Origin of the sequence: uncultured Aquimarina sp., from assembly GCF_947495315.1 — a bacterium.
Taxonomy (GTDB): Bacteria; Bacteroidota; Bacteroidia; order Flavobacteriales; family Flavobacteriaceae; genus Aquimarina.
In genome coordinates this window covers 1-13,312 of record NZ_CANLYD010000012.1, presented here as the reverse complement: position 1 = coordinate 13,312, position 13,312 = coordinate 1, and the positions used below count along the sequence as shown (strand labels likewise).

Below are 13,312 nucleotides of genomic sequence, written 5' to 3'. Positions count from 1 at the left end.
TTATTTTGTTTTATAATTTTATTTAGTTCCATATCAACTTAGGAGTTTCATTTTCCCATATCAAGTTACCCACTTTTTCCCAAGGAGAATCTATGTTATTTTGTAATAAATCTTCTTCCCATTCAAAAGGAACTCTAATTTTTTTCCGTACGATTTCGAATTCTTGTTTTTCAGAAAGGTCTATTTTGTTTTTGTGGGACCAAAACGAAGAGTATTCTACAAGCCCTTTTCTTATGGTAGGCGTACTCTTAGAAACATATGGGCTATTCACTCTCCAGGTCCAATTAACCCAAGTAGCGCCGGACAAATAATTTCCAGGCATTCCTTTTTCATTTAATAATGGCAGAAATGAATCTTTATATTTAATTCCATAAACATTACTATATCCTCTAAAATGCATGTCCATAAAAACCGGATGTTTACAAATTCCAAAATGTTCTACCAAAAAGCGATCAACTTTTAAGGTGGTTTCTTTTTTGTCAAAAAAACTATAATGAACTTGTATTTGCGCTAAACACGATACAAAGAAAAACATTACTAAGATACCATTGGTAATTATACTTCGAGTTTGGTAATTCTGATCTTTTAGTTCAACAAAATTCATGAGCATTCCCGAACGTTCATCGATTACCTCTTCTTGTCTTAATGGGTTTTTATATATAAATAATGTATCTAAAAAAACTATGAAAAAACAAAATGGTGATACTTTCACGATTTTTTTCATCAAAAAGTTTTTTGAATATTTATTTTCGTTTAAATCTACTCCATAAGTGAATGCCCCGTTGTTGTTTTTATCCAACGAACTAGATTTAGTTGTATTTATTTTTTCATATTTAATGCGATTAAAAATATCTAATGATTGGACTATCATCTGAAATTCTCGAGAATATATGTTAGATTTATCATAATAGATTGTAAAAATCTCTTTATTCCGAAATAATTTACCCGATAATTTTTCCCAAAAAGATACAGGAACCATTAATAAATAAATCGTGGCACAGCCCCATCCAAAGTGCGGAATAGGATATTCCACAACTATTCCAATGTGTAAACCAATGCCTATAATCAATAGTGGTAGCCTAAATCGTTTATTCCAAAACAAGAAAATGAATATAAACTCAAAATACATTGTCAGATACGAAAAAAACTTGATCAAATACTCCTTATTTAATAACCACTGATTATCTGATATAGTCACCTGAGGTAATGAAGAAGGTAACCATAACCCTAAGCCTCTTAACCACATGGGAGATTCCAACTTATAAAAGATAACAGAATCAAAATACACAAGTCCTAATGCAATAAATATAGGAATTAGATAATTTAATTTAGAAACTTTTGGTCTTACATATAAAAAACCTTGCCTTAAACAACTTATTTTCTTTCTTAATGCATCAATCGAAATTGATGAGTAAATTGGTAAAAAAATAAGCATGAAATTAACCCCCGAATACACATAGAACATATGATACTCATATGAAACAGCGCTAGATATAAAAACAAGTGTAAAAATATAATTGACAATTGTCATAATTCTGGTTAGAAACCCTAAAATCAGAAACACAATTATAACCATCCAGAGAATTAACAAAGCACTTATATCTGGAAAATGAGGATTTAAAAATGGAAGTGTATCATAATAAAGTTGTCTATAATTGAATATTCTTATTACTTCCGATAAGAAAACTAAACAATAAGCTATCCGAAATACGGACAAACCATTTGGGGAAATTTTTTTAAATAGTATTTCTTTTATCAAATTCAAAAATTATTAGTTTTAATAAAATTACACTTTTGTATTCATACTATCTAAATGATAAATAGTTGTTCCTTTCGTTGAGTAAACTCCATTTTTTCTAGTATTCTTTTTAATAACAGCTCCACAACCAATAATACAGTTCTCTTCAATAATAACATGATCTCTAATAGTTGCATTAATACCTATAAAGCAATTATCTTTAACAATTACTTTTCCCGAAATTGTAGCAGATGGAGCCATAAAACAATGCTTGCCAATAACAGAATGATGAGCTACTACACTTCTTGACCACATAACGGTATTATCTCCAATAATTGTTTCAGGTTCCACAACACAACCATCAAAAATAAAACAGCTCTCACCTATATTTTTAGGATCCCAAACAAATGCTCTAGGACTAATATACGTAACTAAATCATAACCTAGTTCTTTCGCCATCAAATATAACCGCGCTCGAACACTACTAAGCCTATTAGGTCCAATAGCAATAAGTAATTCAGTTCTTTCCGGAGGGTAACTATCTATTAAATCCTCAAAATTTACGACAGGCAACCCACAAAATTCTATAGCTGTGTTATAATCTTTTTCTACAGAAAAAGCTACAATTTTATTTTCCAGATCTCTTCGAAGATACTGGATAGCTATTTCTGCTAAATTCCCTGTCCCAATGATAACGATTGATTTCATCTTTACAAAATGATTTAAATAGTAGTAAATTACTAAATAAATGATAGTAATTAAACTCTTTATTAGAACTTAATTATAAATCCATAAAAACTGAATCGAAGTAATTCTTACGATTAGTTTTGAATTCTATTAAACTCTATAATGTAATTTCCATTATAATTTAAAACCACCTTAGGTTCCACTTTAATATTGTTATTTTCAAGAATACTATTAGTTATCTGCCATACTGCCAGCTTATAATATCTTTTATCTACTAACACTCCATAATTATCAATCAAATCATCAAAGGACTGAAATCTATCTTTATGAAAAGGAATATTTGTGAACCAACCTCCTAAATAAATCCTATCTGTATAAAAACTAACAGAAACTCTAAATGGGTTTAAATATTCCAACCTATAATTTCCTGAATAAGGAACTAACTTTTTAGATTCATCTTTCAGATACTCTGCGACAATCTTAGATTGATTTTGCTTAACTTGAAAAGCATAGTTTTCATTTTTTAAAGTGTCTTGAATATTATTATAAAAATAATATGTAGAAACTAATACCGAGATTAATATAATTTTCTTTTGAATTGAAGAAGAAAAATTAACCAGCAAATATGGCAATACCAATATAAAGCTTACAAAAGCCACAAAAAACACTCTATTTTTTACAGCTCCATTAAGAGACACATAAATCAAAGCTCCCATCAATAAACCAAACATCCATGCGATACCAATATTGGAAGGACTGTTTTTTTCTTTGTTATACCTAGCAGCAATAACAATAAATGCTAATAACAAAATAGGCAACAAATAATAATGTAGGCTAAAAATATATCTAATTTTTGTAAACGGAGGAACTTTATTTAATTCTAAATTAATTTTTTTGACTGCTTCATAATCCATTGTGTCTGGATTAGGAAAAAACGAAAGTAGTGCATCATAATCTGCTGGAGCTATACCTTCCGGCAAATTGTTAAACACGCTCCTTGCGTTTGGATTATCATTAATTTTACCCCTTAACTTATTATATTTTGAAAAATACTCCCATTCCGCATCTTGGGCATAGTAGACATAATCAATTGCTTTACAGACAAAACTTATCATTACAGTAACCAGCAACACTTTAATTCGAAAATTAAAACGAAATTTTCTATCTTTAAAAAAGTCAAGAAAAAATATCGGCATAACAATAAGCAACACTAAAAGAGTTGCTTCAAATCGAATAATAGACGCTAATATAATCAGAGACATCCCTCCATATAACATTTTGCCTTTAGTCTCTTTTAATAGAATTACACCTGACACCGCCGCTATCGCTGCAGTTTTCGTAAATTGGAGTTGTACAGTTATTTCCAGAAAAACCAGTAATAAAAAAAGTAAAAAAATGAGTTTTTCTAACTTATTATTAGTAGTTCTTAAAATAGTCCAACTAATTAAAGTAACAGATAAAATATTTATAATTACAAAAGATATAGGATACCATTCATATGCCGGAATTAGATAATAAAAAAGATTAAGAAGAGATCCATAAAGCATATTGATAAATACTAAATGATTATCAATATCTCCACTATAGGCACCTGATGAAATCAATGCCATTACAACATCATCATTGGACTCGAACTTAATCGTAAAAAATAAATGAATAATAAAAAAAAGTAAAACAGATACGATTAGTAATAGTGAAAAAAGATATTTTCTTACAAACTCTACATTTATTTGTCGTATCATATAGAACTTATAAAAAATGAATCAAAAAAGAAAAACAAGTCTATATATTTAATCATAAATTTTAGAAATTACTGTTAACGGTCTTTGTTTAACTTCGTTGAATATTTTAGATAAATAAATACCCAATATACCAATACTGATAATAATTAAACCACTCAAAAACCATATAGAAACTATTAATGAAGGCCAACCTTCTAAGTAATCTTTATAAAACACTGCACGAATTACAAAATACACAAGATAAGCAAATGAAGTAATACTGACTATCAAACCTAAATAGAAAACATAAATCAAAAGTCGGTTAGAGGTAGCCGTAATTGCATTCACTAAAAGACTCATTTTTTTCTTAAACGTATATGTAGTATCTGGTCTTGAACCCTTAGCAACAGGAATAGAAACCTGCTTATAACCTACCATAGCAAAAACACCTCCCAAAAACAACTCTTTTTCTTTGTACTTTTTCAAAGCATCTAGGTATTCTCGATTCATTAAACGAGCCATTAAAATATTTTCTTCTATAGGTATTTCAGACATTAAATTAAACATCCTATAAAAGAACTTGCCTGTCATTTTTTCAAAATATTTTCCTTTTCTTTTTTCTTGTACTCCGTATACCACATCAACCTTTCGCTTTATTAAATTAGCATAAAATTCTCTTAACAACTCTGGTGGTTCTTCTAAATCAATATCCAAAAGATATATATAGTCTCCGCTAGCATACCTCAATCCAGTCATTACTGCTTTATGATGACCAAAATTTCTAGAAAGTTCTATAAGCTTAACTTTTTTATCAGATTCTCTGACACTTAACACTTCTAAATTAGAACTATCTGGAGATCCATCATTTACAAAAATCAGTTCATAATCATCAGTAATTTCTTGAACAACTTTTGTTATCCTCTCATAAAATTCTTTTACAAATCGTTCAGATTTATATAAGGTTGTAACTACAGATAATTTCATGAGTTAAATGTTTTTAGAAATGTCTTTGCTTCATCTCCTTTGTTAAAAATCAAATCTAAGACACTTACACCATGTTCAAATGGCTCCCACATTTGCTTATATTCTTTATAACCAGAATAGTCGATCCATTCTATGGAAATAGCACTTTTTCTGAACAAATGTTCATCAATATAGGCTTTTGCTGCTGGTCCGGAAACGTATGTTGTTGCCTCCAATTTTTCACAAGCATCAATCAATCTTTCATTCGCATCTCCCTTTAGAAAAAGTTCTCTGCTATTAATAATTTGTGTTTTAATTTCTAATATATCACAAATCTCTAAAATAAACTTTTTATTAATCTCACTTAGTAAATGTGTATCTATACCTAAATACAAATTTTCAAATCTTTCTTTATACTGTTTAAAAAAAGGTGACTTACCATATATAGCTTGTAAAGTCCCCCAATGTTTACGATTCCATTTTTGCAAAAAAACTTCTGTTTCGTCAATCGTTTGATGAAGGTTATTTTGTTTTACCGAAATAGTAATCCATTCTAAACCTTTTTTAGTTTTTAAAATATTTCGGTTTCTCCAATCATTTTTAGTATACTGGACTTCATCATAAATAACAAAGGTGTCTACCATATTAATCATATCAAAATATCCTTTCCATGGTATATAGTTTGATTGAGATATAGCTATTTTCTTCATTATTATCTTTTAATTCTAAAAAAGTTATCCATTTAACCTATCAAAAAAAATAAACTAAAAACTTTGTAATAAGTTTTAGCTTCTTGTGTAAAAACATTTTTAAATATAAACTTAAAGAAATTTTCTGGTAATTTATTTAATACGCTCTATTATATAAAAAGAACTAATACTTTCATTATTTAATTTCCTTTACAAAAGGATGATAATCCTCTTGTAAAGGAGAAATCTCAGCATTTCTAATATCATGTACAATTTGTATCGAGGTTTTAGCATCCAAAAGTCCATATCCTTTACCTTTTAATATTCCTTCATAACTTCTTGTATGTAATTCTGTAAATCCAGTACTAAACTCAATCTCTTCATTATCAATAGTTATAGATCTATATGTTCTCTTACCCTGTGCTTTTATAGCATCGGGAATATTATCATAATTAATAGACAAAAACCATCGTACTCTAGCTTTTTCGAATTCTAAGTACCCCGAAGCACTATCATTCGTCAACAAATGAACCTTATTACTTTTCACTTCTCCAAAAACCCATGACAACATATCATAAAAATGTACACCAATATTTGTAGCTACACCTCCTGATTTAGAAACATCTCCCTTCCAGGAAGCATGGTACCAATTGCCCCTAGAAGTTAAATACGTTAAATCAAAATCATATACTTTATCTTTTGGTCCATTGTCTACTTTTTCTTTTAAAGCAATAATACTAGGATGCAATCGTAATTGTAAAATAGTATTTACATTTCCTTCAGATTCTTTTTCAATTTCAACCAATGCGTCAATATTCCAAGGATTCAGTACTAGAGGTTTTTCACAGATAGCACTTGCTCCTCTTCTTAATGCCATTCTAATATGAGAATCATGAAGATAATTTGGTGTACAAATACTTACATAATCAAGCTGGATACTCCTTCTTCTTTTTAGTTTCTCAATATGCCGATCAAAACGTTCAAATTCTACAAAAAAATGTGACTCAGGAAAATAACTATCAATAATACCCACACTATCAAATTTATCAAGTGCCGCAATCAAATTATTATTCGTATCCTTAATCGCTTTTAGATGTCTGGGAGCTATATAACCTCCAACACCCATAATAGCAAAGTTTTTATTCTCCATGTATTATATTTTAAAAACGTTTCCATCAATAAGTTCATATCTCTCATTACTTTCTGAGCAAATAGCGGTTTGATTTATATCAAAATGTAGTCTATGCCCATACTCACTCATCCATCCTATTTGCTTTGCAGGATTGCCTACCATTAAAGCATATGGTTTAACTTCTTTAGTAATAACAGCACCGGCACCAATAAAAGCATAGATACCTATATCATTACCACAAACTATAGTAGCATTTGCACCAATTGTTGCTCCTTTACCCACATGAGTTTTAGCATATTCACCTCTTCTATTTATTGCACTTCTAGGATTGATAACATTGGTAAAAACACAAGAAGGGCCTAAAAACACATTATCGTCACAAATAACACCGGTATACAAAGAAACATTATTTTGAATTTTTACATTATTACCCAAAATTACTTCAGGTGAAATCACAACATTTTGACCTATATTACAATTCTCACCTATTACAGATCCAGACATAATATGGGAGAAATGCCAGATTTTAGTAGTATTTCCAATTTGACAATCAGAATCAATAACAGCTGTTTCGTGAGCAAAATATTCATTATCCATCCGTACAATTTAATTATTCTTAAAAAAGTATACTTTGATTTAATCTCTTTATTTAAGATTCTCAAATATAAAATAATTCGTTTTGTTTTATTTCAAAAATTCAAGTACATGGATAAAACCTTACCATATCCCGAAAATATTTATTTACATCAATATCTAAAACAACTTAAAACTATTATATTTAACTCCTAAATCTATATATACTCACAACCTGTGTTCAACGGAAAAGAATATTAAAGTAAAGCTTACATATCATTAATACTAATTTTCTAACACCTCAAGATTCATATGCTTAAAGATTTTGCTTCTAGGAAATTTGAGATTTTATTCTTGATATTTATAATTACGTCTACTATAGTAGTGTATTTAGGTCATTTTGATAACCCATTTTTTTTTGATGATAAACATACGATCTCCGAGAACGAATCTATTCGAAGCTTAGAAAATTGGACTAATTTTTTTACGGATGCTGATACCTTTAGCGCATTACCTGCCAATAGGGCTTACAGACCTCTGGTAACACTAATGAATGCGATAGACTATTCGATAGCAGGAGGTTTAGATTCCAGATATTATCATTATCATATCTTTTTTTGGTTTATTGTACTCATAGTTCTTGTTCATATATTATCGAAACATCTATATCGAATTTCTTTAATAGATAACAGGTATGTTGGAGTAATCGCTCTTTTTGCAACAGCCTGGTTTGCATTACATACCGCCAATGCGGAAACCATTAATTACATCTGTGCCCGTTCTGACTCATTCTCTACTTTATGCATTGTTGCTTCTCTCCTACTTTACATCCATCCTGTTGGTAGAAAATGGTTTTTATACATTATAACTATGATTATTGGAATCTGGACAAAACAAACCGGAGTTATGTTTTTTCCTATTTTAGGAGTATATGTATTATTATTTGAAGAAGATTCATTAATAGCTAATTTTAAAAAAGATACTTTTAAAAATGTCGTATTACTTGCTAAAAAAATTGCACCTGTTGGAATAATCGCTATATCACTTTTTATATTTAATCAATACTTTCTAACTCCATCTTCAACCAATTCCACAAATTATGGAGTTTCAAGGTTCGAGTATTTTAGCACACAATGGTATGTAACGGTTCATTATTTAGCAAACTTCTTGCTACCTATTAATTTAAGTGCGGATCCAGATCTTGCTATAATAAAACCTTGGTATCATATTAAAAATATCTTTGGATTATTAATCATTATATCCATGTTTACCTTAATGATTAAAACATCTCTTAAAAAGAATCTAAGACCAATTTCTTTTGGGATAGCGTGGTTTTTTATCGCTCTATTGCCAACAGCTATAAACCCTTTGTTCCAAATTGCAAATGATCACAGAACTTTCTTTCCGTATATAGGCCTTTTTATAGCAATACCGTATGGAATATTTTATCTCTTAAAGAAATATGAATTATTCAAAAAACACAAAATTATTATCATTTCAACATCCATATTGGTTTTTATAGCACATGGAATAGGCACAATAAACAGAACAGAAGTGTGGTCCTCCTCAGAAACCTTATGGCTCGATGTTACTCAAAAAAGCCCTAATAACGGAAGAGGTCTTATGAACTATGGACTTACTCATATGGCAAAAGGTAATTATGAAAGTGCATTATTATATTTTAACAAAGCACTTAAACTTTTACCTAATTACTACGTACTACATATTAATCTAGGCATACTATTTCATTCGACCAATAACGAATCCAAAGCTATAGAACATTTTAAGAAAGCACTCAATCTAAACTCATCTTCTCCAGATCCTGAATACTGTTATGCTATTTTTCTAATTGATAAAAAAAGGTATGCCGAAGCTGAAAAATATCTTAACCTAGCTATTCAAAAAAGTCCTAACCATATAAGATCAAAACAACTATTAGCTAAAATTTCTGGAAAGGCAAATAACTATCAACAAGAAATAACAGATCTTGAAAACAATATAAAAGAGGCTAATTCTATTGAAAATTACACAGAACTTAGTTTAAAATATTATGATGCCAGAAATTATAATAAGGCGATAGAAACTTGCAAAGAAATTCTAAAAATCGATCCAAACAATGCAAATGCTTATAATAACTTATGTGCTTCTTATAATCAATTAAAACAATGGAAATTAGGAGCTGAAGCTTGCAAAAAAGCTTTGGAGATTAGTCCTAGTTTTCAATTAGCCAAAAATAATTTAAAGTGGGCAACAGATAATATTGACAACTAATACAATTACAAAAAAATACAATGCTTAATAATAAAACAATCGCAGTAGTAGTACCTTGCTACAATGAGTCTCAGCAAATAATGATGGTTCTTGATAGCATGCCATCATTTGTCGATCGAATTATAGTAGTGGACGATGCATCAAAAGATGATACCATAGGCACGGTTATGAAACATTTAAGTAACAACGCATCCGACCTTAAACTAACTTCAAACCTAAAAAATGAGATTGTACCAAACATTTATAATCGTGCAGATATAGAAGTTAAGCAAAAAAGTATTGATGAGATCCAAAAGTTCACTCCTTCGGAAATTGTAAACAAAAATCCTGATCAAGAGAAAATTGTAGTGATCAAGCATCTTACAAATGGAGGTGTTGGTGCTGCTATTGCTACTGGATATAAATGGTGCAAAGATCATGACATTGATTGTACTGCGGTTATGGCTGGAGATGGACAAATGGATCCTGATGAGTTAGAATCCATTTGCAAACCAGTGGTTGATGAAGGAATAGATTATGTAAAAGGGAATCGGTTAATTCATAAAAGTGCCTGGGTAATAATACCAAGAGTGCGCTTTTTAGGAAATTCAATTCTTAGCATTCTAACAAAAGTTGCTTCAGGATATTGGGGAGTATCCGATACCCAGAGTGGATATACAGCCATATCTAATAACGCACTAAACTCTGTACCTTTATACGACATCTACAAAAGGTATGGAATGCCTAATGATTTATTAGTAAAACTAAACATAGCATTTTGCACTATTCGAGAAGTAAAAATAAAACCAATATATGGCGTAGGAGAAAAATCAAAATTAAATATTATCAAAGTTTCTCTACCCATTTTGTTTTTATTAATTCGATGCTTTTTTACAAGACTCCAAACAAAATATTTATATCGTAGCTTTCATCCACTATATTTATTGTATTGGGTAGCATTTATTATCGGTATTATAAATAGTTATTTTCTATATCAGTTAATTGCTAACTTTTTCATACCAAATTCGAAAACACCAACAGATTACCTAATCATATTTATTTTTCTAACAATATCCGGTTTCCAATCTCTATTATTTGCAATGTGGATGGATATCCAGGATAATGAAAGATTATCAAAATAATAGCTGTTATTTTACTTGTTTTAAATCCTTTAACCTTATAGGCGAAAGATAAAACCAAATAGCTCCGGGAATGAAAGAAATAAGTTGCAGTAGAAAAATAATTAACGATAATGCAATAGCATCTTCAGCCGGAAGGCTATACAATTGAAAAATTACAACAAGAGATGTTTCTCGTACTCCAATTCCTAATACAGTAATTGGAAGTAATGTTAGTATTCCTAAAATAAAAGTCCCAAGAAATAGCCCCAAATGATCAATCTCAATTCTCATTGCCCAAGCTATATAATTAAAAACTCCATAAATTAACACCATACTAAGACAAGTAATCACAAAACCTTGACCACTTTTAAGCCATCCTAAATCGTGGGAATTAAATGCTTCCCACCAAGGTTTGATAATTTTTCTAAACTTCTTTCTGTATCTAAAAAGAATTAAAAAGAATCCTAGCACTCCCAATAGCCAAAGAACAATTCCCCCATATTCTTTGGGTAGTTTCATAATATAAAAACTAAACTGATAATAAATAATAGCAGAAAAACTAAAAAGCAACAAACAAATTAAATCAAAAAGACGATCCATAATTAGACTGGACCATCCAATTTTTTGAGAAGGTAAATCATCCTTAATATAAAGTAGCCTTCCAAAATCTCCCAAACGTCCTGGTGTAATATTCGCCAAAAAAAGACCTATAAAAAAAACTTTTAAAGCTTTATATTTTCCTAATGGAATTCCATAAGAATTGGAGATAATTTTCCATCTTGCACTTTTCAAATAAAAAGCGATCCATAAAATTAACACTCCTACCAGTATATGAAAAAAAGAAACTTTCTTGATTGAATCTAAAGTTTCTTTCCACCCCACTTTATAGATTAGATAAGAAAGCAGGATAATTCCAAGGAATTTTAACCAAAAGCTAATATTTATAAAATTTCTATTTCCCATAAATAAAACAACAACTATTTAAAGTCAAAATAACGAATGTAAGTATTACTGCGCAAAAATCTCTTCTAACTATAAAAATCAGCTCAAGAAAAAACCCTTAAAAACCCTTATGACTTGAAGAATATAAACTAAAAAAGCCTCATCGTTACGAAGAGGCTTTTGAGCGGGAGACCGGGTTCGAACCGGCGACATTCAGCTTGGAAGGCTGACGCTCTACCAACTGAGCTACTCCCGCTTTAACTGACCGCAAATGTATTAGATTTCTTCAAAAATAAAAATTAAAAATTAAATTATTTTTAACATATTTATTTATACACTATATACTTTAAGATCAAATAAAATGGTTATTCACGCTGATTAACAACAACTTAATTAAATACTAAAAATCAGCAAAAAAGCATTTTATCGAAAAAAAATGCTTTTAATCGGATAAAATATGTATTTTTGTAGTTAAGAAAATATTAATATATTAGCAACTTATCTATATTTGCTTAGATAAGAGGTTAATTTTGTTCAATTAAACTAAGTTACGTGATAACCCCAAACAAAAAGAGGTAAAACTCTTTTTTAAAAAGAAATTTCCTACAGCCTATGAAGGTAAAATTACTTCTTTTTATATGTATATTGTCGTCATTTGCTCATGTATATGCTCAGGTAAAAGTTGGTGACAATCCTAATCAAATAGACACTTCCTCTATATTAGAGTTAGAAAGCGTTGACAAAGCTTTTGTTTTGACACGGGTTACTACCTCACAAATGAATGCAATTACTCCATTGAATGGAGCTTTGGTATATAACATTGACGATAGTTGTATTTTTCAATACAATAATAATAGTTGGACAAGCCTTTGTTCAGGTAATGATAATCAAGCACTAACATTTAATTCTACTACCAATATACTTACTCTTGAAAATGGAGGATCCGTTGATTTAACTTCTTTAATTAACGATCCCGATTCAGATCCTACTAATGAAATACAGATACTAAGTCAAAGCGGAAACACTATATCCTTATCCAACGGAGGTGGCAGTGTTGCTGAAACGATATCTACACTTATTGATAATGGTGACGGTACTTTTACTTATACAGCTGAAGATGGTACAATAACAAATATAGGAACCATCGGTCTTCCTGGACCTACTGGCCCGACAGGATTCACAGGTGCTACTGGTAGAACTGGATTTACAGGTAGAACTGGTTTCACAGGTGCTACCGGACGTACAGGATTTACAGGTAGAACCGGATTCACAGGTGCTACCGGAAGAACAGGATTTACAGGTAGAACTGGATTCACTGGTGCTACCGGACGTACAGGATTTACGGGTAGAACTGGATTCACAGGTGCTACCGGAAGAACAGGATTTACAGGTAGAACTGGTTTCACAGGTGCTACCGGAAGAACAGGATTTACAGGTAGAACTGGATTCACAGGTGCTACCGGAAGAACAGGATTTACAGGTAGAACTGGTTTCAC

General features: G+C 30.3%; 11 protein-coding genes and 1 tRNA gene. 3 read left to right on the top strand and 9 right to left on the bottom strand.

What is annotated here, in order from left to right; all coding sequences use genetic code 11:
• Positions 1-22: 22 nt before the first annotated feature.
• From Q0910_RS19040 to Q0910_RS19010, 7 genes are all read right to left on the bottom strand, one after another.
• A complete protein-coding gene (locus tag Q0910_RS19040; RefSeq protein ID WP_299220336.1) occupies positions 23-1,717 on the bottom strand; it encodes an HTTM domain-containing protein in 1,695 nt (564 codons plus the stop codon).
• Positions 1,718-1,786: 69 nt separating this feature from the next.
• The gene (locus tag Q0910_RS19035) at positions 1,787-2,446 is read right to left on the bottom strand and encodes an acetyltransferase (protein WP_299219898.1); all 660 of its coding nucleotides are present in this window, start codon (positions 2,444-2,446) and stop codon (positions 1,787-1,789) included.
• 113 nt (positions 2,447-2,559) lie between these two features.
• Complete coding sequence (locus Q0910_RS19030) at positions 2,560-4,167, bottom strand: hypothetical protein (RefSeq protein WP_299219896.1); 1,608 nt, start codon at positions 4,165-4,167, stop codon at positions 2,560-2,562.
• A 48-nt stretch (positions 4,168-4,215) separates the two neighbouring features.
• Complete coding sequence (locus tag Q0910_RS19025; RefSeq protein ID WP_299219894.1) at positions 4,216-5,130, bottom strand: glycosyltransferase family 2 protein; 915 nt, start codon at positions 5,128-5,130, stop codon at positions 4,216-4,218.
• Complete coding sequence (locus tag Q0910_RS19020; protein WP_299219891.1) at positions 5,127-5,819, bottom strand: WbqC family protein; 693 nt, start codon at positions 5,817-5,819, stop codon at positions 5,127-5,129. Before Q0910_RS19020 ends, Q0910_RS19025 begins: the two co-directional genes overlap by 4 nt.
• 175 nt (positions 5,820-5,994) lie before the next feature.
• A complete protein-coding gene (locus tag Q0910_RS19015) occupies positions 5,995-6,948 on the bottom strand; it encodes a Gfo/Idh/MocA family oxidoreductase (protein ID WP_299219888.1) in 954 nt (317 codons plus the stop codon).
• Positions 6,949-6,951: 3 nt separating this feature from the next.
• Entirely contained in the window at positions 6,952-7,527 is a 576-nt protein-coding gene (locus tag Q0910_RS19010; protein WP_299219884.1) for an acyltransferase, read from the bottom strand.
• 288 nt (positions 7,528-7,815) lie between these two features.
• Between Q0910_RS19010 and Q0910_RS19005 the strand changes: the two genes are divergently transcribed.
• Complete coding sequence (locus Q0910_RS19005) at positions 7,816-9,774, top strand: tetratricopeptide repeat protein (RefSeq protein WP_299219882.1); 1,959 nt, start codon at positions 7,816-7,818, stop codon at positions 9,772-9,774.
• Between the two features lie 20 nt (positions 9,775-9,794).
• On the top strand, positions 9,795-10,895 hold the full coding sequence (locus Q0910_RS19000; protein ID WP_299219880.1) for a glycosyltransferase family 2 protein: 1,101 nt from the start codon (positions 9,795-9,797) through the stop codon (positions 10,893-10,895).
• 6 nt (positions 10,896-10,901) lie between these two features.
• Here the strand turns inward: Q0910_RS19000 and Q0910_RS18995 are convergent, their stop codons facing one another.
• The gene (locus Q0910_RS18995; RefSeq protein ID WP_299219879.1) at positions 10,902-11,837 is read right to left on the bottom strand and encodes a lysylphosphatidylglycerol synthase transmembrane domain-containing protein; all 936 of its coding nucleotides are present in this window, start codon (positions 11,835-11,837) and stop codon (positions 10,902-10,904) included.
• A gap of 162 nt (positions 11,838-11,999) precedes the next feature.
• Positions 12,000-12,072, bottom strand: a tRNA-Gly gene (locus Q0910_RS18990).
• 356 nt (positions 12,073-12,428) lie between these two features.
• Here Q0910_RS18990 and Q0910_RS18985 point away from each other — a divergent pair.
• Positions 12,429-13,312, top strand: an 884-nt coding sequence (locus tag Q0910_RS18985) for a hypothetical protein (protein ID WP_299219877.1), incomplete at its 3' end; no start/stop codon positions are given.